This is a genomic window from Rhodococcus sp. Leaf278 (assembly GCF_001426085.1).
Lineage (GTDB): Bacteria > Actinomycetota > Actinomycetes > Mycobacteriales > Mycobacteriaceae > Rhodococcoides.
The window spans coordinates 38,419-59,977 of record NZ_LMRR01000001.1 but is presented as its reverse complement, the minus strand read 5'-3'; the positions used below and the strand labels follow the sequence as shown (position 1 = coordinate 59,977).

Here is a 21,559-nt window from a genome sequence, read left to right as displayed (position 1 = left end):
CGAGGATATTGTTCCAGCAGCGTGTGCCGGACCGTCCGTTTATCGGGGTCGATATGGGTGAAACCCCCGATGCGCCGAAAGCCGTTGATGACGGAGACTTTTCACCATGACATTCGAGAGCGGTTCACCCAGAGAATTCACCCGGTCGAGTACACAGAACATGGTGGGAGGTGTGTGTGGCGGAATTGCCGAGTATTTCGGCTGGGACGTCAACATCGTCCGGCTCGCCACCGTAGCCGGAGCAGTCCTCACCGGCGGCACCGTCGTACTGATCTACCTTGCGGCGCTGATGTTGATGCCGCGCCGGCCGTGATCCGGCGGCGGACACAGAAAAGGCCCCGTCGCCTCTGATCAGAGACGCGGGGCCGGTCTGTACCGAATCTAGCTGGAGCCGAAGCTGCCGGTGCTGTCGCCGAGAAGTCCCTCGAGCAGCCCGTCGAGCAGGTCGCCGGTGATGATGTCCGTGACACCGCCGTCTTCGCCGCCGCCGAGCAGACCGAGGATGAGATCAAGAAACATGAGGGAGAACCTTTCGAGGGCGTGGCCATGACCTGAGTCGCAAGTGTGACCAGGCCGCAGAAACATAACGTTCCGAATACGGCCCGGTCCACAGTTTCGGACAAAAAGGACCTACCGACTGTTTGAGCCCTCGAACGCGACGCCGAGTCAGTCCTCGCTCTTCCCGGTGATCAACCAACCGCATGGTGCCGCAAGGTCGTCGGCCGCGGCGGGTCCCATCGAACCGGGTGCGTAACTCTGCACCGTCGGCGGATTGTCCAACAACGGTGCGGCCACGTCCCACACGTGTGCCAAGCCGTCGGGCCGGGTGAACAGCGAACGATCGCCGCTGAGCACGTCGAGAATCAGGCGCGCGTACGGGCTGAGCGGCTCGGCATCGGGCACCGACTCGAGTGGGAGCGCCAGGTGTCCGACCGACAGGTCGAAATCGGGACCCGGCTCCTTGACCGTCATGGCGATGTCGATGCTGCCGTCGCCGGAGAGGTCGAACGAGAGCACCGCGCCGTCCTCCGGCAGCTCGCCCAGCGGACTGTCGGCCGGCTTGCGGAACACCAACGAGACGCGCTGTTGGCTCACCCCCAACATCTTTCCGGTGCGGAGCAGAAACGGAACCCCACGCCAGCGGTCGGTATCGACCCACAACTTCGCCGCCACGAACGTGTCGACGGACGAATTATCGTCGACGCCCTCGACGTCGCGGTAACCGTCGTACTGACCGAGAACCACCTCGGCGGTGTCGAGCGGCCGGAACCGACCGATCACGGTCTCGCGAGCGGCTTGCAGATCATCTGCCTTCAACGATGCCGGCGGCTCCATTGCCACCTCGGCCGCAACCTGGAACAGGTGGGTGACGAGCATGTCCAGCACTGCGCCGGTGGCGTCGTAGAACTCGGCGCGATCGTCGATGTCGAGGGTCTCGGGCACGTCGATCTGCACCTGCGCCACGTGCTCGGCGCTCCAGATGCCACTGATCATTCCGTTGGCGAACCGCGCCACGTGCAGGTTCTGCGTCGCTTCCTTGCCGAGGAAGTGATCGATTCGATAGACCTGTTTTTCGTCGACGACCTCGTGGACGGCCTTGTCGAGTTCCTCGAAGTTCTTCTGCGAGGTGCCGAAGGGCTTCTCGTACACCACCCGGGCACCATCGGCGAGATCGTGTGTCCCAAGGGCCTTCGTGTAATCGACGAAGGTGCTCGGCGGCAATGCGATGTAGTGCACCAACTGGGCGTCGTCACCGATGTCCTTCTTCACCTCGGCGACGACGTCGGGCAACTTACCGGGATCATCGACGGTGAAGCCGTTGCCCGCGAAGCGGATTCGCTCGGAAAACGCAGACCAATCGTCCTCGGCCACGTTCTCGGCGAACTCGTCGAGAACGCTACGGACATGATCGCGGAACTCGTCGTCGGACGAGTCCTTGCGACCGTTGCCGATCAGGATCCATTTCTCGGGCAGTAGGCCCTCGAGGTGAAGTTGGTAGAACGACGGCAGGACCATTCGCTTCGCGAGGTCTCCGGTTGCGCCGAACAGGACGAATACAGTGGGTTGCGAGGACGCCATGACCTCCACTATGCACCGCAGAGTTTGGGAGCGCACAGTGCCGACGATGAGGGTGGATGATGACCAGATCACGGTTTCACGGGGAGATCTACGGGGTAGGCACGGCGTCAGGTGTGCGAATCGTCGTCGGGCATTGGACGCGGTCGCCGCTCGGCGAGTTCACCGACGTCATGGTCCAATTCGCCGACGGGCAACGTCTGCTGATAGCGCCCAACGAGGACGTCAGGGAATTCGTCACCGCGACATACACCTTCGACTCCACCGAGCTGGTACCGGTGACGTTCTCGGCGGAACCCGACAATTGGCGCTCGGTGCGGGCCGGTGATCTGTCGGTGAGAATTCGCGTTGCCGGGCCCACCGTGCTCGGCCGCGCGTTGCGCCTCGTCCCCGATGCAGTGTCGACGGCACCGTGGTTCTGCGCGATCAGCGATCCCATCGCACGAGTGATACTGCGCGGCGTACGCACCCGCGGCAGCGCCGGTGGGGGCCGACGCGAGTATTACGGTGCGCGCGGCCAACATCGGGTCACCGACGTCTCGGCATCGTGGCAGGGCAAGGACCTCGGATCGCTCACCCCCGTCACTCCCCCGGTGACCTTCGGCTTCGGCAGCACCCCGGCGGCACCGTCGGTCACCACCATCACCACGACGATCGACAGTTAGACCACCGCCGCGCCGGACTTTCGCAGATCGTCCAGGGCCGCAGCGGAGGTCTCGGGCGCAACTCCCGCAACGAGGTCGGTGAGAACGCGGACGTCGAGCTTCTCGGCCACAGCGTCTTTCGCCGACGCCAGCACGCAGTAGTCGGTCGCAAGTCCGACGACGTCGAGGGCAGTGACCTCGTTGGCGGTGAGTATCTCGGCGAGGGGTGTCCCGTCCTCGGTGACACCCTCGAACGCCGAGTACGACGGTTTCCCCTGCCCCTTGTAGACGTGCACGTCGACCGAACCGGTCACGTAATCGGGGTGATACTCGGCGCCGACCGTGCCCGCTACGCAGTGCACCGGCCACGTGGTGACGAAATCCGGGGCGGCATCGGTCGCGAAGTGTCCACCGTTGTCGCCCTCCGCATCGTGCCAATCACGCGAGGACACCACGAGGTCGTACTCGTCACCGTGGCGCGCAAGGTAAGCGCTCACCTTGCGGGCGACCTCCGCGCCGCCGCTCACCGCGAGCGCGCCGCCCTCGGTGAAATCGTTCTGCACATCCACTATCAACAGAGCACGTGTCATGGAGCCCAGTATCCTCGACGCGTGCGCATATCGTCTCTCGTCACCTACCCCGTCAAGGGATGCGCAGGTGTCGCACTGGATTCGGCCCACGTGAGTGCCACCGGTCTCGAACACGATCGAGCATTCATGATCGTCGACGAAGACGGCGCTTTTCGCAGTCAACGCACCGATCCCCTTCTCGCGGTCGTTCGATGCTCGGTGGGTGACGGAACGTTGACCCTCTCGCATGCGACGACCGGTTCGGTGACCGTGCCGGTGGACCGAGACTCCGAGGCGCGGGACATCACGATGTTTCGCGCACCGATGCACGGTATCGACCAGGGCGACGAGGTCGCCGCCTGGCTCGCCGAGGTGATCGGAGAACCGTCGAGGCTGGTCGCTGCCCCGCGCGACCACGGCCGAGTCACCGATGGAATCTCGCCCGGGTCAGCACAATTCGCCGACAGCGCCGCCGTGCACATCCTCTCGACCGCCACGCTGGCCGGTCTCAACTCCCGACTCGACGTCGCACTGCCGATGGATCGATTTCGCCCCAACATCGTTCTCGACGGAGGGGAAGAACCGCACCGGGAGGACGAGCTTCGCGAGGTCGAGATCGGGTCCGCGCGCCTCGCCTACACCAAACTGGCCATCCGCTGCGCCGTCACCACGGTCGAGCAGACCACCGGTGAGCGGGGCGGCCCCGAACCACTGCGCACCCTGGGTGACTACCGCCGAGGTCGGCAGAAGGGCGTCGCGTTCGGTTCCAAGTTCTCGGTGATCGAGGAAGGAACCGTGTCGATCGGTGACGAATTACGCGTTGAGTCCTGGGGCGAGTCGGAGCTGTAGCTCGAACGGCGACCATCTCAGGCTTCCGTGGTGCGCTGAGTGTCCACTATTTGCGTCCGCAGACGGTTTTCCGTCTACGAGAACGAATTGTGGACAACCATCGCACTTGCTTCCGATGCAATCAGCGCCGCCAACTGAATACGTGCCTGCCCCGCGCGCAGTTCCCGTGAGAACACCGCACCCGCATTCAGCAGATCATGCCCACCTCCGCCGCCGCCGTACGTCGGCGAGGTCTCACCGAACGGCACCCGCGTCGTGACGACCACGTGCACCCCGGCGTCCACCGCATGCTTCACCGCGCGGACAACACGGGCGTTTGTGTTCCCCGAGCCCAGTGCCTCGAGCACGATGCCCGACGCCCCGGCGTCGACGCAGGCATCGATCTGGACGCCGTCGGCACCCGGATACAACGCGACGACGTCGACCCTGATCCCGGCAACGGGCTTCCACTGCAGGGGTTTCGGCCGAAGGAGCGCGGCAGAGCGGAACGCGTCGAGCTCGGTGGTGTGCATCTTGATCGCACCGCGAGCCGGCAGCAACCGTCCACCGAAGGCGATCAGCACACCGCGTTCGGACTGCGCTGCCGCCACCGCCGCGGCAATGTTTCCCGGCCCGTCCGGATCGGGATGATCGGCCGTGCGCTGCGCACCGGTGAACACCACCGGACGCTCGTCGTCGTGGAACAGATCGACGTAGAGGGCCGACTCCTCCATCGTGTCGGTTCCGTGCAGCACCACCACTCCGACGCAACCGTCCTCGGTCAATGCGCCCGCCACTGCAGTGCGAATGGTGTCGAGATCCCAGAAGTCCAGAGCGGAGCTGTCCTTCGACATCACCTCACGCACCCGCACACCCTCGAGATCTATCCCTGCACCGGCCACCGGCCGAGACACCCCGTGCTCGTCGCGACTACTGGCGATCGTTCCACCGGTGGTCAACAAGGCGACATGCTCACTCACTTCGCGCTGCTACCTCTCGAATTCTGTTGCGGCACAGGTACCAACCTCCGATGAGCATCGGAGCGATGAGCAGGATCGACGCCACCGTCCAGGTTCCCACGGGTTTGTCGAAGGCCATCAGCACGAGTACACACGCCAAGAAGCCTAGCGTTGCGTATCCGGTGTACGGCGCACCGAACAGTCGGAATGCAGGTCGGGTGACCGCGCCGGTCTTGGACAGCGACCAGAACTTCAGTTGGCACGCCACGATCACGGCCCATGCGCTGATGATGCCGAGCGCAGCGAGGTTGAGCACGATCTCGAATGCCTGCGCCGGCACGACGGCATTGAGCACGACGCCGAGCAATGTCACCACCGACGTCAATGCGATACCGCCGTACGGCACCCCCGACTTGTTCATCCGGGCCGCGAATTTCGGTGCCGAGCCGGCGACGGCCATCGAGTGCAGGATGCGTCCGGTGGAGTACAGCCCGGCATTGAGGGAGGACAGTGCCGCGGTGAGGACGACGAGATTCATGATCGCGTCGGCACCGTCGACATCGATCGCTCCGAAGAACGTCACGAACGGACTCTCGCCGGCCTGATAGGCGTTGTACGGCAGCAGAAGTGAGAGCAACAGCACCGAGCCGACGTAGAACACGACGATGCGGACGATGACGGTGTTGATCGCCTTGGGAATGACCTTCTCGGGGTTCTGCGTCTCCCCGGCTGCGGTGCCGACGAGCTCGATCGAGGCGTAGGCGAACACGACGCCCTGGATCACCACGATCGCCGGCAGCAATCCGTTGGGGATGAGACCCCCGTTGTCGGTGAGCACACTCAGACCCGGCTCCTGCCCGTCGATGGGCGTGCCGAAGATGACGTAGTAGGTGCCGATCGCCAAGAAAGTCACCAGCGCAACGACTTTGATGAGCGCGAACCAGAATTCGAGCTCACCGAAGACTTTGACCGACACCAGATTCAAACCGAGCACGAGCACCAGGCCTGCGAGCGCGAACACCCATTGGTCGACGTCGCCCAGTGGCGCCCAGTACTTCTTGAAGAAATTCATGTACAGCGCCACGGCGGTGACATCGACAACCGCCGTCATCGCCCAGTTCATCCAGTACAGCCAGCCGGCTGCGAAAGCGACTTTCTCCCCGAAGAATTCGCGCGAGTACGACACGAATGATCCTGATGACGGTCGGTGCATCACCAGCTCACCCAGCGCGCGCAGGATCAGGAATGCGAAGAATCCACACAGCGCGTACACCAGAACCAACGCGGGACCGGCGTCGCGGAGCCGTCCGCCGGCGCCCATGAACAGTCCGGTACCGATCGCGCCGCCGATGGCGATCATCTGAATTTGGCGCGGAGCCAGCTCTTTTCGATATCCCAGATCCTCTTCGTTGAAGGACTGCTTCTGGGTCGGGTTCTCTGTGCTCATCGCGTCACCTCGTCGATGTCTCGGGAGCAACCGAATGCTCGGTGGGAGCGACCCGCAGGTTCGCGAGATGCTCGGGGCTCAGCAGTCGATCCAGCTCCTCGCGCGCCAGCAACCCTTTCTCGAGCACAAGATCGACGACATTGCGGCCACTGACCAGTGCTTCCTGGGCAATGGCGGTGGATTCGACGTATCCGAGATACGGGCTGAGAGCGGTGACCAGACCGATCGAGTTCTCGACGCGCTCGCGCAACAGATCCACGTTGGCAGTGATGCCGTCGACGCACCGATGCGCGACGGTGCGGCAGGCGGCACTCAGGTGCGCCATACCGTCGGACAGGGATTTGACGATGATCGGCTCGAATGCGTTGAGCTGCAGCTGCCCTGCCTCGGCGGCCATCGTGATGGTGACGTCGTGCCCGATCACCTCGTAGGCAACCTGGTTGAGAACCTCGGGAATGACGGGATTCACCTTGCCGGGCATGATCGACGAACCCGCCTGCATCGGCGGCAGATTGATCTCGTTGAATCCGGCCCGCGGACCGGAGGACAGCAGGCGCAGGTCGTTGCAGATCTTCGACAGCTTCACTGCCACGCGCTTGAGCACACCGGACAGATGTACGAACTGCCCGACGTCCTGAGTCGCCTCGATGAGATCCGTCGCGGTGACGAGCGGCAGGCCGGTGATGGTGCGCAGGTGCGCGACGGCCGATTCGGTGTAGCCGGCGGGCGCGTTGAGGCCGGTGCCGATGGCGGTGGCTCCAAGATTGATCTCGTGGACGAGCAGTGCGGCTTCTTCGAGCCGTGAGCAGTCCTCGTCGATCATGATCGCATAGGTACCGAACTCCTGCCCGAGGGTCATCGGCACCGCGTCCTGTAGCTGGGTGCGGCCCATCTTGACGACGGTCGCGAACTCGCTTGCTTTGCGGGAGAACGAATCTCGTAATATCTTCATCGAGGCGATGAGCTCGTGCACGGCGAAGATGGTCGCGATGTTGACCGACGTCGGGTACACGTCGTTGGTGGACTGCGATGCGTTCACGTGCTCGTTGGGGTGCAGCATGCTGTAGTCGCCGTGCGGATGCCCGAGGATCTCCAGGGCACGGTTCGCGATGACCTCGTTGGCGTTCATGTTGGTCGAGGTGCCCGCGCCGCCCTGAATGACGTCGACGACGAACTGCTCGTGCCACTGGCCGTCGAGAATTTCCTGGCACGCCGTGCGGATCGCCTCCCCACGGGTGGCGTCGAGAATCCCGAGGTCCTGATTGGCCGATGCGGCCGCCCACTTCACCGCCGCGAGTCCACGAACGAGGTGCGCATTGGTGGAGATCGGACGCCCGGTGATGGGGAAGTTCTCGAGGGCTCGCAGAGTGTGGATTCCCCAATACACGCTCGTCGGGATGTCACGTTCCCCGAGAAGATCCTTCTCGATACGGGTATCGGCCACAGTTGCGCTCCTAGGTGGGGGTGTCCAGCTGTCCGGCTGTCTGACAGGTAGAGTGTGGCGCAGAACACCTCGTAGGTCAACCCCGGGATAGGATCACTGCATGAACCTGTCGGACAGCTGGGCAGTCAGTGCGCCCACCAATGCCCGCATGAGCGCAGCCGAGGCGGTGTTCGCAGACCTACGAGCCGCGATCTCGTCGGGCGATCTCCCCGTCGGACAGAAATTGCCGTCCGAGGCCTCGCTGGCCGCCCGACACAGCGTCAGCCGCTCCGTCATCCGTGAGGCCCTCAGATCGTGCACGGCCCTGGGTCTGACCGAAACCAAGACCGGCCGAGGGACGTTCGTCATCGCCGATCGGGTCACGGGCGATCTCGACATCGGCAACTACGCAGCGCGCGAGCTGATGGAGGCCAGACCACACGTCGAAATTCCCGCCGCAGGCTGGGCAGCCGAACGGCACACCGAGGAGGATCTGCAGATCCTGCTCGGACTCACCGAGGAGATGCGCGAGGAGGACGATCAGCAGAGCTGGGTCACGCTCGACGGCCAATTCCACACCGCCATTGCCAGGGCCAGCAAGAACCGCGTGTTCGAGGCGATCATCGTCGATATCCGCGGCGCGTTGACCCGCCAATCCGAAACCCTCAACCTCGTTGCGCATCGCCAGCAGCAGTCCAACATCGAGCACGACGCCATCGTCGAGGGAATTCGTTCGGGTAGTTACTCCGCTGCAGCTCAGGCCATGACCGACCACCTCAGCGCGGTTCGCGGAGCTGTGGAGTCGCTGCGCCGGTGACGGTTGTGGCCCGCCCCTGCTACCGGGAGTGGAGCCTGCGGAACGACCCTTACTAGCCGGGAGTGGAGCCTGCGGAACAACCCCTACTAAGCTGCGGGCCGTGACGAAGGTACTGAACTCCCTCCCGGTCGGCGAACGAATCGGCATTGCATTCTCCGGCGGTCTCGACACCTCGGTGGCCGTGGCATGGATGCGCGAGCACGGCGCGGTCCCCTACGCGTACACCGCCGACATCGGCCAGTACGACGAACCGGATCTGTCGGATGTGCCCGAACGCGGCTTGGCCTATGGGGCCGAGCAGGCGCGGCTCATCGACTGTCGCGAACCGCTCGTCGAGGAGGGCCTGGCCGCGCTGACCTGCGGCGCGTTCCACATCCGCTCGTCGCTGCAGACGTACTTCAACACCACCCCGCTCGGCCGCGCGGTGACCGGCACGATGTTGGTCAAAGCGATGCAGGAGGACGGCGTCTCGATCTGGGGCGACGGTTCGACATACAAGGGCAACGACATCGAGCGGTTCTACCGTTACGGCCTGCTCGCCAACCCGGAGCTGCGCATCTACAAGCCCTGGCTCGACGAGGCGTTCGTCGCCGAGCTCGGCGGCCGCCACGAGATGTCGCAGTGGCTCACTCAGCGCACCCTCCCCTACCGCGACTCCGCGGAGAAGGCGTACTCCACCGACGCCAACATCTGGGGTGCTACCCACGAGGCGAAGAAGCTCGAGTACCTCGACACGTCCCTCGAGATCGTCAGCCCCATCATGGGCGTCCGGTTCTGGGACCCCGAGGTGGAGATCGATCCCGAGGAGGTCACCGTCGAGTTCGAGCGCGGCCGCCCGGTGCGAATCAACGGCACGAGCTTCGACAACCCCGTCGACCTCGTCATGGAAGCCAACGCCATCGGCGGCCGCCACGGGCTCGGCATGAGCGACCAGATCGAGAACCGCATCATCGAAGCCAAGAGCCGCGGCATCTACGAGGCTCCCGGAATGGCGTTGCTGCACATCACCTACGAGCGCCTCGTCAACGCCATCCACAACGAGGACACCGTCGCGTCGTACCACAACGAGGGCCGACGACTCGGACGCCTGCTGTACGAGGGCCGCTGGTTCGATCCGCAGGCACTGATGCTGCGCGAGGGCCTGCAGCGCTGGGTCGGTAACGTCGTTAGCGGCAGCGTGACACTGCGATTGCGCCGCGGCCAGGACTTCACGATCGTCGACACCCAGGGCAGCAACTTCAGCTACCACCCCGAGAAGCTGTCCATGGAACGCAGCCAGGGCCAGGCGTTCTTCCCCGGCGACCGCATCGGACAGTTGACGATGCGCAACCTCGACATCGCCGATTCACGCAGCAAACTCGAGCAGTACGCCGCGCAGAATCAGCTCACGGCCTGGGGCGATCTGATCGGCGAACTGCCCGCAGGCGGAGCCGACGCGATCGCCGCGAGCAGCCCCGATAGTTCGGTGGATTCCTCGGCCCTCGACAACGCCGCCATCGAGTCCGGCACCGACTAATTTTTGCCGCCGAACTCGCAGTTGTGTACGGATTTCAGCGGATTTCCGTACATAACTGCGAGTTCGGCGCATCACTCTTCGGGCTCCGTCAAACCCTGATGCTCGTCGCGCTCCGCCCACTCGAGTAGCTCGTCGATCGCGAACACTGCACTGTCGATGCCGGCGTGCAGGTCACCCAACTCCGCGAATCTGGCGGGCACCGTAGACATCGTGAACTCGCGAGGATCGACGCTCGCTACTTCGTCCCACGAGATCGGCGTCGACACCGTCGCCTGTTGATTTCCGCGCACCGAATACGCGCTGGCGATGGTGTGGTCGCGCGCATTCTGGTTGTAGTCCACGAACAGTTTCGACGGGTCGCGGTCCTTGCGCCACCACGTCGTGGTCACGTCCTCCGGTGCGCGACGCTCTACTTCACGCGCGAAAGCCAATGCCGCCCTTCGTAAGTCCTTGAATCCATAGGCCGGATCGATCCGAACGTAGATGTGCAGACCATGGCCGCCGGAGGTCTTGGGCCAGCCGACGGCACCGAGATCACTCAGCACTTCCTGCACCACCCCCGCCACACGCCGAACCCGATCGAAAGGGCAGTCGGGCATCGGGTCGAGGTCGATGCGCCACTCGTCGGGCATCTCGACGTCGGCGCGGCGACTGTTCCACGGATGGAATTCGACGGTGGACATCTGCACGGCCCAGGCCACGTGCGCCAACTCCGTCACGCACAGCTCGTCGGCGGTGCGGTTGTAGCGGGGAAACGTCACCTGAACGGTTTCGAGCCACGGCGGCGCTCCGTTGGGCACGCGCTTCTGGTGCACCTTGTCGCCGGCCAGGCCCTTGGGGAAGCGGTGCATCATGCACGGGCGCTCCCGCAGCGCACGCACGATGCCGTCGCCCACGCTCAGGTAGTAGTTCACCAGATCCAGCTTGGTGGCCCCGCTCTCGGGGAAGTACACCCGATCGGGATTGGAGATGCGGACGATGCGGTCACCGACCGGCAACTCGATCGACGGAGAGCTACTGGCCATGCGGTCGAGCGTAAGCGATCAGGATCGAAGCGTGATGCCGTAACGGTCCCTTTTGCGATAGATGGTCGCGCGGCTCATGCCCAGTTCCTCCGCCGCCTCGTTCATCGTGACTCCGGGGCGAGTGAGCACGCGGATCATCTCGTCGCGCTCGAACGTCTCGATACGGGTGAGCCGATGGGTGGTGTGTGAGAGCACCTCCGGCGGAAGGTGTTCGATGCCGATGACGTCGGCGCGGATCGCCGCGTGGTGCATCACCGTTGCCACTTCGGCCACATTGCCCGGCCACGCGTATTCCCGAAGTGCCCGCTCGGCGGCACCGGTCAGCGTGACTGCCCGGCCGCGCACCCGGCCCGCCAGATGCAGCGCGAGTGGCGCGATGTCGTCGGGTCGGTGCCGAAGTGCAGGCAATTCGACGACCGTGCGCAGCAATCCCGCGAGTGCATGCGGCACGTCGTCGTAGTTGGATGCTGTCACGGTCACCGGCACGCCTGCTCCCGCCCGACGCAGTAGTTCCGCCAACGTGTCCGCCGCGCGGGCGGGCAGCCGGTCGACGTCACGAATGACCACGGCGGTATCGGGTTTCGGCAATTCGGGAGTCCACAGGTCGAGCCAGGCTTCGACATCACGGGCAGCGGGCGCACCGGCACTGAGGATTCGGCCACGGGGCCGAGCTGCCCGCAGCGCGCGGGCCAGGACGGTGGCTCGACCGGACCCTGCCTCACCGACCATCAATACCGAACCATGATCGGCGAGAGCCGTTCTCGCGGTGGCGAACGCGCTGCGCCACGCCGGCGAGAGGTCGTCGACGATGCCGGATCCCGCTCCGCTGTGCGCGGTCTCGACCCGAAAGACCTCACCGCGCGGGGCCGGCCGAGGATGCTGGCCCTGCGACCGGGCGAGCATCATGGCCGAGGTGTTCCCGGCAGCCGATTGAGCAAGGGCCAGAAGCAGATCCGACGACGACTGCGACCACGTCGTGAGATTGACGCACCCCTCGACCCGGCCGGTCAGTGGATCGAGCACCGGAGCAGCCGCACAGGTGTACCCGGCCAGCGACAGTGAATAGTGTTCGTCGGCTCTGACCACCGCGGGCACCCGATCCGCCAGCGCCAGCGCGAGTCCGTTGGTCCCCGTCTGATCCTCGGCATACGAGAACCCGGGTGCCAGATGGACCCGATCGAGGGCGGCGAGCAACTCGCGGTCGGCACTCACCCGATCCAGCACGAGACCGTCGGCATCGGTGAGCATCATCGATACCGGCTCGTTCGCCAACGTGTCGCGCAGGCCGTCGAGCACCTCCCGACCGCACCGGTAGAAGAGGGATTCACCGTCGTAGGTGCCCGAGAAGACCGGAGCAACCTCGTCCAGCGAGACGCCGTACCGCTGACTGCGGTGCCAGGATGCGAGAAGACGGTGCGAGACGGCAGCGAGGGGCTCCGAGTGCAGTCGGGCTCGCGCGAGACCCTCCGATTCAGCCATGTGATCCACGTTACATTCGCATGTCGCAATACCCGTCTGTCGATCGTCTCGAATTGAGACAGCGAGAAGCCCTCGAGACGACCCCGCCGCTCTACCGTCGTGCACAGACAAACGTGACCCACGTCACGAACCGCACTTCGGGAGGCCCACGCATGTACACCAAGAACGGCGAAAACTTCTTCATCGTCGACGCTCACATCGCCCTGTGGGACGCGCGGCAGGAGAACCAACGCAACATCCACGGCAAGCAGTTCATCGACTGCTTCTACGACTATCACCGCAACCTCTCCCCCGAGAGCGAGCTGTGGACATACGACGAGTACCTCTACCAGGGCGGCGAGCGGTTGATGCACGACCTGTTCGAGATCGGGTACGTCGATCACGCCATCTTCCAGCCGGCGCACCTCGGGGAGTTCTACAAGACGGGGTTCGGACAGACCGAGGAAGCGTCGGCGCTGGCCGCGGCGCACCCGGACAAACTGACTTACAACCACCACTTCGACCCGCGCAACGGCGAGCGCGGCCTCGACCAGCTGCGCGCCGATGCAGAACGCTTCGGGCTCAAGGGCGTCAAGCTCTACACCGCCGAGTGGCACGGCGATTCCCGCGGCTACAAGCTCGACGACGACTGGACGCGGCGCTACCTCGAAGTGTGCCGCGAAGTCGGCATCAAGAACATCCACGTGCACAAGGGGCCGACCATCCGTCCGCTCGATCGCGATGCGTTCGACGTCGCGGACGTCGACCACGTGGCCACCGACTTCACCGATCTGAACTTCGTCGTCGAACACTGCGGTTTGCCCCGGCTCGAGGACTTCTGCTGGATCGCCACCCAGGAGCCCAACGTGTATGCCGGCCTCGCCGTTGCCATTCCGTTCATGCACACGCGCCCGAAGTACTTCGGTCAGATCATGGGTGAACTGCTGTACTGGCTGGGCGAGGACCGCATCTTCTTCTCTTCCGACTACGCGCTGTGGACACCCAAGTGGTTGGTCGAAGGATTCGTCGACTTCCAGATCCACGAGTCCCTCGACGAGTACGCGCCCATCACGCTCGAGCAGAAGAAGAAGGTGCTCGGACTCAACGCCGCCAAGCTGTACGACATCCCGGTGCCCGCCGAGCTGCAGCTGCCAGACGCCGACGAGACCGAGACCGGACCGCGTCAGCCCGAACGCGCCGACCTCGCGGCGGTGTGACGTGACGACCGCTATGACCACGAGGAAAGACGAGGCGTACGCCGCCCTCGGTGTCGTCCTGGATCCCGAGTTGGACGAGCCCATCACCGATCTCGGCTTCGTACGATCCCTCGAGGTCGACGACGGCGTCGTGCGGGTTCACCTGCGGTTGCCCACGTCGTTCTGTTCGCCGAACTTCGCGTATCTGATGGCAGGGGACTCCAAGGACGTGCTGACGGCGTTGCCGTGGACCGATCGGGTACTGGTCGAACTCGACGATCACCACGACTCGGACAAAATCAATGCCGGCCTCGCCGCCGACGCGGGCTACCGGGGCACTTTCGGGCACGAGGCCGAGGAGGATCTCGAGGAACTGCGAGCAACGTTCCGCCGCAAGGCATATGTGGCAGCGATGGAACGGTCGCTCATGGCATGGTTGCGCGCCAATCCCGACTCGAACGAGAACGACTTGGCCGCAGTGGTTCTCGGAGACCTTCCGGATGATCGCACTTCGACCGCGCTGCTTCGCCGCCGTGAGGCCCTCGGGCTGAGGGTCGACCCGGCCGCCCCGGCTCTGGTCGATCACACCGGTCGCCCGCACACCGGAGATCTGACGATGGTGATGCGGCGAGCCCGCGCCACCCGCGTCTCGATCGACGGCAACGCGCATTTCTGCCGCGGATTGCTGCAGACTCGCTACCCCGGAGCGGAGGATCAGCAAGTTCCTCGCGAGGAGGGCGCGTTCATCCCCCTCACCACTCTCACCGTCCCGCACAGCACTACACAGGAGCACGTTTCATGAGTTCGATGCGCGCGGTCCAGGTCGTCGGTTATCACAAGAATCTGGAAATGACCGAGGTGCCGATTCCGGAAGTACAGGGCCCACTCGACGTCATCGTCAAGATCGGCGGCGCAGGCGTGTGCCGTACCGATTTGCACATCCTCGAAGGCCAATGGGCCGAAAAGTCTGGCGTCACACTGCCTTACACGATCGGGCACGAGAACGCGGGCTGGGTCCATGCCGTCGGCTCGGCCGTCACCAACGTCCGCGAGGGCGACAAGGTGATCCTGCATCCGCTGGTGACGTGCGGGTTGTGCCGGGCCTGCCGGTCCGGTGACGACGTGCACTGCGAGACGAGTGACTTCCCCGGCATCGACACCAACGGCGGGTATGCGGACTACCTGCGCACCAACGCCAGGACAGTCGTCAAGATCGACGATTCACTCGAACCGTCGGCGGTGGCAGCACTCGCGGATGCCGGCCTCACCGCCTATCACGCTGCAGCCAAAGCAGCCCGGCGTCTGACGCCGAGAGACAAGTGCGTCGTCATCGGAGCAGGCGGTCTGGGCCACATCGGTATTCAGGTACTCGAGGCGCTGTCCCCGGCCGAATTGATCGTCATCGACCGCAACGCCGACGCCGTGAAACTGGCGCTCACCCTGGGGGCCGACCATGCGGTGGTCGCCGACGGCAGCCAGGTCGATCAAGTCATGGAACTGACCGGCGGGTTCGGTGCCGAGGTGGTACTCGACTTCGTAGGCGAGAACGGCTCCACTGCAGAAGGATTGGCGATGACCCGACGGGCCGGCGATTATCACGTCATCGGATACGGCGAGAACGTCGACGTGCCGACCATCGACCTGGTGTCGGCGGAGAAGAACATCGTCGGCAATCTCGTCGGGTCCTACAACGACCTCTGCGATCTGATGTCGCTCGCCGCACGCGGTGCCGTCAACCTGCACACGCAGACCTACGCACTGGACGACTTCCAGAGCGCTATCGACGACCTCGACAACGGACGGGTTCGCGGTCGCGCGATTCTCGTACCGTGAAACCGGGTAGTACCCACCAGCATCACACCGACTAAGAGGAGCAACGTTGATCTTCATCACCGCCAAGTTCAAGGTCAAGCCCGAGCACGCCGACAACTGGCCCGAGATCTCACGCGATTTCACCGAAGCATGCCAGGCCGAAGAAGGGTGCCTCTGGTACTTCTGGTCGCGCACCCTCGACGACCCCACCGAGTACGTCCTCGTGGAGGCGTTCAAGGACCCGGATGCCGGCGGCGCGCACGTGAACTCGGACCACTTCAAGCAGGCTCAGAAGGATCTCCCGCCGTACCTGCAGGAGACCCCGAAGATCATCAGCCAAGAGGTGGACGGCACCGACTGGAACGAACTGGGTGAGCTCGCGGTCAACTAGCTCGAATCGCGATCCCGGACCACCTGGCCCAGCGTCACGATCGCGTCGGCGAACTGCCCCGGCAATTCCTGAGGCGGATTGTGGCCGCAATCGACCTGACGAACGTCGATCAGATCCGTGAAATGCGCCGCGTGGTCCGGGCTGCCGTACAGAGAGGCGACGGTGTCCTCGGTCGGATCGATCACGACCGTGGGCACCGTGATCCTCGGCTGCTGTGTCAGCAACTCCTGCGTTGCTGCATAGGCCGCATCCCCGGCCTCGATGCCGTATCGGTGCCGGTAGGAATGTACGGACACGTCCACGAAGTCGGGGTTGTCGAACGAGGGCGCGGTGGCCGCGAACTCGGAGTCACCGAACCGCCAGGTCGGCGACCAATCCGTCCACAGTGTCTGCGCGATCTCCGCGCGATACGCCGCCAGCCCGGCGCGGCCCCGCTCGGAGTGGAGGTAGTACTGGTACCAGTACCGCTTCTCCAGGTGCGGAAGGACCGGCGTTGACACTGCCGCCGCGATGTCCTGAACCAGATAGCCGGAGACACTCACCAGGCCCGACACCAGCTCCGGCCACACCGCGGCGACGACGCACGCGGCGCGCCCACCCCAGTCGTAGCCGGCGACGATGGGCTTGTTCAGTTCCAGCGCGATGATCAACTCACGGAGATCATGGCCGATGGCGGCCTGTTCACCCGAGCGCATCGTGTCCGCATCGACGAACCGGGTCGGTCCGAAGCCGCGCAGGTAGGGCACCACCACGTCGTAGCCAGAATCGGCGAGCAGCCGGGCGACGTCATCGTAGGACCTGGTGTCGTAAGGAAATCCGTGCAACAGCACCACCGAGCGGCCCGCCGGATCACCGAAGCGGTCGAACGACACATCCAGCACCCCTGCGCGAATCATCATCGGTCCATGTTCGCATTGTCGCGCCGAAGGTCAGCTGCTCAGCACGTCCTGCATGCCGGGAGCGAGGACGTCGGACAGGTCGGACCATGGGACGGTGATGGTGATGAGCCCGATTCCGTACGCCCCGACCTGGTAGTCCCCGAAGTGGATGTTCATTCCCTCCGGTGATGCCGTCCAGTTGCCGAAGTTGGCCACCGTCGGCTCGATGCCCGAGCGCTCGAAGCTCTCCCCTGCGCGGGTGGTCGGCAGAATTTCCGCCGCTCGTTCGGACAGCCTCGACAGGCCGGCATCGAGGTCGGTGAAGGCGTCGCCGAGGGAGATCGGTTGCGCGGTGTCGGCGTCGATAGTGACGGTCGCGAGCAGTGAATTACCGTGCGCTCCGGGCGGCACGGCGATCCAATCCGTGATCTGTTCGGCACTGATCACTCGCCGCCCGACGTAGGTCGAACCTGTCGAGTAACCGTCACTGAGGGCGAAGTCGTATCCGTAGTCGCGGTCGATCTGATCCTGCAGCGCCGCGCGCATCGACTCGTTGAACTCGGCCGTCACGGCGGGATCCCCACCACTGAGCTGCGGAATTGCAACGTCGTAGGTGGCCCGTTCCGTGGACCCGGTGACCCTGGTGCTGCCGACGACGTACGGCTGGGCGGCACTCGAGGTGGTGGTCGGCGTTGTTGTCGTCGGCTCGGCGCTCTCGGTGGTGACCGTGACTTCTGTGGTCGTCGGTGCCGACGCCGGCGTGGCGGTCCCCGAGGTGGAGCAACCTGCGAGGGCCGCTGCCACGGCAAGTGCGACCGTCATCGAGCGAATTCGAGCCATTACCTACACTAACCACAAACCCGGCGGGCATCACCGAGAATCGGGTGCAGCCGACCGCGCTGAGCGCGGCCCAGTGCACCCGATTCGAAGCCCCGCAGCACGAAAAAGCCCGACACCTCGAAAGGTGCCGGGCTTCTTCAGTGCAACAAGGGACTCAGAAGTCCATGCCGCCCATGCCACCGGTCGGATCGCCTGCGGGCGCTCCGGCCTTCTCGGGCTTGTCGGCGACGACGGCCTCGGTGGTGAGGAACAGAGCCGCGATGGACGCTGCGTTCTGCAGTGCCGAGCGGGTGACCTTGACCGGGTCGTTGATGCCTGCAGCGAGCAGGTCCTCGTACTCGTTGGTCGCGGCGTTGAGGCCGTGACCAGCGGGCAGGTTGGCAACCTTGTCCGCAACGACGCCGGGCTCGAGGCCTGCGTTGAATGCGATCTGCTTGAGCGGCGCGGACAGTGCGACGCGAACGATGTTCACGCCGGTTGCCTCGTCACCGTCGAGCTTGAGGTTGTCGAGTGCGGGCGCTGCCTGGAGCAGTGCCACGCCGCCACCGGCGACGATGCCTTCTTCGACGGCTGCCTTGGCGTTACGCACGGCATCTTCGATGCGGTGCTTGCGCTCCTTGAGCTCGACCTCGGTTGCGGCTCCGGCCTTGATGACTGCAACGCCGCCGGCCAGCTTGGCCAGGCGCTCCTGCAGCTTCTCGCGGTCGTAGTCGGAATCGGAGTTCTCGATCTCGGCGCGGATCTGGTTGACGCGACCGGCGATGGCGTCGGAATCTCCCGAGCCCTCGACGATGGTGGTCTCGTCCTTGGTGATGACGACCTTGCGCGCCTGACCGAGCAGCTCGAGTCCGGCGGTCTCCAGGGAGAGGCCGACCTCTTCGCTGATGACCTCGCCACCGGTGAGGATGGCGATGTCGGCGAGCTGCGCCTTGCGACGGTCACCGAATCCGGGAGCCTTGACGGCAACGGACTTGAAGGTGCCACGGATCTTGTTCACCACGAGGGTGGAGAGAGCTTCGCCCTCGACGTCCTCGGCGATGATGACGAGCGGCTTACCGGACTGGATGACCTTCTCCAGCAGCGGCAGCAGGTCCTTGACGGTGCTGATCTTGGAGCTGACGAGCAGGATGTACGCGTCTTCGAGGACGGCTTCCTGACGCTCTGCATCGGTGGCGAAGTACGCCGAGATGTAGCCCTTGTCGAAGCGCATGCCCTCGGTGAGCTCGAGCTGGAGGCCGAAGGTGTTGGACTCCTCGACCGTGATGACGCCTTCCTTGCCGACCTTGTCCATGGCCTCGGCGATGAGCTCGCCGATGGACGGGTCGCCTGCGGAGATGCCAGCGGTAGCAGCGATCTGCTCCTTGGTGTCGATCTCCTTGGCGGACGCGAGCAAGGCTTCGGTGACGGCTGCAACAGCCTTCTCGATGCCGCGCTTGAGGCCGAGCGGGTTCGCGCCGGCTGCGACGTTGCGCAGGCCTTCACGGACGAGTGCCTGGGCGAGAACGGTAGCGGTGGTGGTGCCGTCGCCTGCGACGTCGTCGGTCTTCTTGGCGACCTCCTTGACGAGCTCGGCACCGATCTTCTCGTAGGGATCTTCGAGCTCGATCTCCTTGGCGATGGAAACACCATCGTTGGTGATCGTGGGAGCTCCCCACTTCTTCTCGAGTACGACGTTGCGACCCTTGGGGCCCAACGTCACCTTTACTGCGTCGGCGAGGGCGTTCAGCCCGCGCTCGAGGCCACGGCGTGCCTCTTCGTCGAACGCGATGATCTTGGCCATTGCGAAGTGATCCTCCGGATTGGGGGTGACACATTGCTGGCCGAGCTCGGTGCCCGCGACGGACGACCAGGGGTGTCGTTGATTCCCCGGCCTCACCGTGTCCCGACCTGGCACTCACGTGTCGAGAGTGCCAACTGCATTTCTAGCACTCGACCATGGCGAGTGCAAGGTCGTCCGCCGCCAGCGAACCGCCGCAACCCCCGTGCCCGACGCCACCGCGCGAGGCAGGCCTCGAGCAGATGCTCAGTCGAGCCGATATTCGTCACGCACTGTTCACACCCGTACGCATTGTTTACATCCGAATACTGTGCGTCGGACCCTCGACGCCAATACCGTTGGGTGACAACGGCTTCGACGCCGGAAAATTCGGACAAAACCCCGCAAAAGCGACAAGTGAGGATCGAACATGTCCGATACGGTCGATACTTCGTACGACAACTCGGCGATGGACCACGAGGAGGAGGGCTACCACAAGGGCCTGAAACCTCGACAGTTGCAGATGATCGCGATCGGCGGCGCAATCGGCACCGGCCTGTTTCTCGGCGCGGGCGGACGCCTCGCCAGTGCCGGGCCTGGCCTGTTCCTCGCCTACGCCCTCTGTGGAATTTTCGTCTTCTTCATTCTGCGCGCCCTGGGCGAGCTGGTGCTGCACCGTCCGTCGTCGGGCAGTTTCGTCTCCTACGCGCGTGAGTTCTTCGGCGAGAAGGCCGCTTTCGTCGCCGGGTGGATGTACTTCCTGAACTGGGCGATGACGGCCATCGTCGACGTCACCGCCATCGCGACGTACATGCATTACTGGGGCAGTTTCGAGGTGATCCCGCAGTGGGCAATCGCGCTGATCGCGCTGGTCATCGTCATGAGCTTGAATCTCGTGTCGGTGAAGTGGTTCGGCGAGATGGAGTTCTGGGCGGCCATCATCAAGGTCATCGCCCTGGTGACATTCCTGATCGTGGGCGTGGTGTTCCTCGCCGCCCGGATCCCCGTGGGTACCCAGATGCCGGGCATCAGTCTCATCACCGACAACGGCGGGTTGTTCCCGTCGGGTGCGTGGCCTTTGGTCATCGTCATCTCGGGTGTCGTGTTCGCCTATGCCGCAGTGGAATTGGTGGGCACCGCCGCGGGTGAGACCGAGAACCCGGAGAAGATCATGCCGCGGGCGATCAACTCGGTCATCGCACGTATCGCACTGTTCTACGTCGGCTCGCTCGTACTGCTCGCACTGCTGATGCCGTACACCGCGTACCAGTCCGGCACCTCACCGTTCGTGACCTTCTTCTCGAGCATCGGCCTCGGCGGCGCGGGCACCATCATGAACATCGTGGTGCTCACAGCGGCACTGTCGTCCCTGAACGCCGGCCTGTACTCGACCGGGCGCATCCTGCGATCGATGGCGATGAACGGAAGCGCGCCGGAGTTCACCAAGAAGATGACCAAGGGCGGCGTTCCGTTCGGCGGCATTCTGCTCACCTGCTTCATCACCCTGTTCGGTGTCGCCCTCAACGCGATCGCCCCCGGCGAGGCCTTCGAGATCGTGCTGAACATGTCTGCACTGGGCATCATCGCCAGCTGGGCAACCATTGTCCTGTGCCAGATCCAGCTGTATCGCTGGTCCAAGAAGGGCATCGTGGAGCGGCCCAAGTTCCGTCTCTTCGGCGCGCCGTACACCAGCTACGCGACGCTGGTGTTCCTGTTCGGCGTGCTGGTACTGATGGCCTTCGACGCTCCGATCGGGTCGTGGACCATCGCCACCCTGGTGGTCATCATCCCCGCCCTGATCGGCGGCTGGTTCCTGGTGCGCACCAAGGTGCTCACCGTCGCCGAGGAACGCCTGGGCTACACCGGTCAGTACCCGGTCGTGGCCAACCGCCCGACCGAACCGGAGGAGTGACCCTCCCGCACC

General features: G+C 64.4%; 21 protein-coding genes. 10 read left to right on the top strand and 11 right to left on the bottom strand.

Annotated elements, in window-relative coordinates; genetic code table 11:
• Positions 1–106: 106 nt before the first annotated feature.
• A complete protein-coding gene (locus ASG84_RS00315; RefSeq protein ID WP_057475074.1) occupies positions 107–313 on the top strand; it encodes a PspC domain-containing protein in 207 nt (68 codons plus the stop codon).
• A gap of 68 nt (positions 314–381) precedes the next feature.
• On the opposite strand, the gene ASG84_RS27300 is transcribed toward ASG84_RS00315, so the two are convergent.
• A complete protein-coding gene (locus ASG84_RS27300; protein WP_156399327.1) occupies positions 382–519 on the bottom strand; it encodes a hypothetical protein in 138 nt (45 codons plus the stop codon).
• 147 nt (positions 520–666) lie between these two features.
• A complete protein-coding gene (locus ASG84_RS00310) occupies positions 667–2,079 on the bottom strand; it encodes a glucose-6-phosphate dehydrogenase (RefSeq protein WP_057475471.1) in 1,413 nt (470 codons plus the stop codon).
• A 59-nt stretch (positions 2,080–2,138) separates the two neighbouring features.
• Here ASG84_RS00310 and ASG84_RS00305 point away from each other — a divergent pair, with 59 nt between their 5' ends.
• The gene (locus ASG84_RS00305; RefSeq protein WP_057475470.1) at positions 2,139–2,741 is read left to right on the top strand and encodes a hypothetical protein; all 603 of its coding nucleotides are present in this window, start codon (positions 2,139–2,141) and stop codon (positions 2,739–2,741) included.
• Here the strand turns inward: ASG84_RS00305 and ASG84_RS00300 are convergent.
• A complete protein-coding gene (locus ASG84_RS00300; RefSeq protein ID WP_057475073.1) occupies positions 2,738–3,310 on the bottom strand; it encodes an isochorismatase family protein in 573 nt (190 codons plus the stop codon). The two genes, ASG84_RS00305 and ASG84_RS00300, sit on opposite strands and share 4 nt — an antisense overlap.
• A 21-nt stretch (positions 3,311–3,331) precedes the next feature.
• On the opposite strand from ASG84_RS00300, the gene ASG84_RS00295 reads away from it, so the two are divergent.
• On the top strand, positions 3,332–4,138 hold the full coding sequence (locus ASG84_RS00295) for an MOSC domain-containing protein (protein WP_057475072.1): 807 nt from the start codon (positions 3,332–3,334) through the stop codon (positions 4,136–4,138).
• 74 nt (positions 4,139–4,212) lie between these two features.
• Here ASG84_RS00295 and ASG84_RS00290 read toward each other — a convergent pair whose 3' ends face one another.
• From ASG84_RS00290 to aspA, 3 genes are read right to left on the bottom strand one after another with little or no spacing between them, the layout of a single operon-like run.
• The gene (locus ASG84_RS00290) at positions 4,213–5,097 is read right to left on the bottom strand and encodes an asparaginase (RefSeq protein WP_057475071.1); all 885 of its coding nucleotides are present in this window, start codon (positions 5,095–5,097) and stop codon (positions 4,213–4,215) included.
• Complete coding sequence (locus ASG84_RS00285; RefSeq protein WP_057475070.1) at positions 5,090–6,523, bottom strand: amino acid permease; 1,434 nt, start codon at positions 6,521–6,523, stop codon at positions 5,090–5,092. Before ASG84_RS00285 ends, ASG84_RS00290 begins: the two co-directional genes overlap by 8 nt.
• Before the next feature lie 4 nt (positions 6,524–6,527).
• Positions 6,528–7,967 carry an aspartate ammonia-lyase gene (gene aspA, locus ASG84_RS00280; RefSeq protein WP_057475069.1) on the bottom strand — a complete coding sequence of 480 codons (1,440 nt, stop codon included), beginning with the start codon at positions 7,965–7,967 and terminating at the stop codon, positions 6,528–6,530.
• A 100-nt stretch (positions 7,968–8,067) separates the two neighbouring features.
• Here aspA and ASG84_RS00275 point away from each other — a divergent pair, with 100 nt between their 5' ends.
• Positions 8,068–8,763, top strand: coding sequence for a FadR/GntR family transcriptional regulator (locus ASG84_RS00275; RefSeq protein WP_057475068.1), 696 nt, complete (start codon positions 8,068–8,070; stop codon positions 8,761–8,763).
• 100 nt (positions 8,764–8,863) lie between these two features.
• On the top strand, positions 8,864–10,279 hold the full coding sequence (argG, locus tag ASG84_RS00270; protein WP_057475067.1) for an argininosuccinate synthase: 1,416 nt from the start codon (positions 8,864–8,866) through the stop codon (positions 10,277–10,279).
• Positions 10,280–10,350: 71 nt separating this feature from the next.
• On the opposite strand, the gene ligD is transcribed toward argG, so the two are convergent.
• Together ligD and ASG84_RS00260 are read right to left on the bottom strand one after the other, a co-directional pair.
• Positions 10,351–11,304, bottom strand: a complete 954-nt coding sequence (gene ligD / locus ASG84_RS00265) for a non-homologous end-joining DNA ligase (RefSeq protein ID WP_057475066.1) — start codon at positions 11,302–11,304, stop codon at positions 10,351–10,353.
• An 18-nt stretch (positions 11,305–11,322) separates the two neighbouring features.
• Positions 11,323–12,783, bottom strand: a complete 1,461-nt coding sequence (locus ASG84_RS00260; protein WP_057475469.1) for a helix-turn-helix domain-containing protein — start codon at positions 12,781–12,783, stop codon at positions 11,323–11,325.
• A gap of 152 nt (positions 12,784–12,935) precedes the next feature.
• On the opposite strand from ASG84_RS00260, the gene ASG84_RS00255 reads away from it, so the two are divergent.
• From ASG84_RS00255 to ASG84_RS00240, 4 genes are read left to right on the top strand one after another with little or no spacing between them, the layout of a single operon-like run.
• Positions 12,936–13,979: an amidohydrolase family protein gene (locus tag ASG84_RS00255; protein ID WP_057475468.1), complete on the top strand. Its 1,044-nt coding sequence runs from the start codon at positions 12,936–12,938 to the stop codon at positions 13,977–13,979.
• A 13-nt stretch (positions 13,980–13,992) separates the two neighbouring features.
• Positions 13,993–14,760 (top strand): iron-sulfur cluster assembly protein, encoded by a 768-nt coding sequence (locus ASG84_RS00250; RefSeq protein ID WP_057475467.1) that lies wholly within the window; start codon positions 13,993–13,995, stop codon positions 14,758–14,760.
• A 5-nt stretch (positions 14,761–14,765) separates the two neighbouring features.
• Positions 14,766–15,791 carry an NAD(P)-dependent alcohol dehydrogenase gene (locus ASG84_RS00245; RefSeq protein WP_057475466.1) on the top strand — a complete coding sequence of 342 codons (1,026 nt, stop codon included), beginning with the start codon at positions 14,766–14,768 and terminating at the stop codon, positions 15,789–15,791.
• Between the two features lie 46 nt (positions 15,792–15,837).
• Entirely contained in the window at positions 15,838–16,161 is a 324-nt protein-coding gene (locus ASG84_RS00240; protein WP_057475065.1) for a putative quinol monooxygenase, read from the top strand.
• Here ASG84_RS00240 and ASG84_RS00235 read toward each other — a convergent pair.
• The 3 genes from ASG84_RS00235 to groL all read right to left on the bottom strand — a co-directional run bounded on the left by ASG84_RS00235 (position 16,158) and on the right by groL (position 19,659).
• On the bottom strand, positions 16,158–17,060 hold the full coding sequence (locus ASG84_RS00235) for an alpha/beta fold hydrolase (RefSeq protein WP_057475064.1): 903 nt from the start codon (positions 17,058–17,060) through the stop codon (positions 16,158–16,160). The genes ASG84_RS00240 and ASG84_RS00235 overlap by 4 nt on opposite strands.
• Before the next feature lie 30 nt (positions 17,061–17,090).
• Complete coding sequence (locus ASG84_RS00230; RefSeq protein WP_235581470.1) at positions 17,091–17,861, bottom strand: RsiV family protein; 771 nt, start codon at positions 17,859–17,861, stop codon at positions 17,091–17,093.
• Between the two features lie 172 nt (positions 17,862–18,033).
• Positions 18,034–19,659 carry a chaperonin GroEL gene (groL, locus tag ASG84_RS00225; RefSeq protein WP_032380280.1) on the bottom strand — a complete coding sequence of 542 codons (1,626 nt, stop codon included), beginning with the start codon at positions 19,657–19,659 and terminating at the stop codon, positions 18,034–18,036.
• Between the two features lie 406 nt (positions 19,660–20,065).
• Between groL and ASG84_RS00220 the strand changes: the two genes are divergently transcribed.
• Complete coding sequence (locus tag ASG84_RS00220) at positions 20,066–21,547, top strand: amino acid permease (protein ID WP_057475062.1); 1,482 nt, start codon at positions 20,066–20,068, stop codon at positions 21,545–21,547.
• Positions 21,548–21,559: the final 12 nt, after the last annotated feature.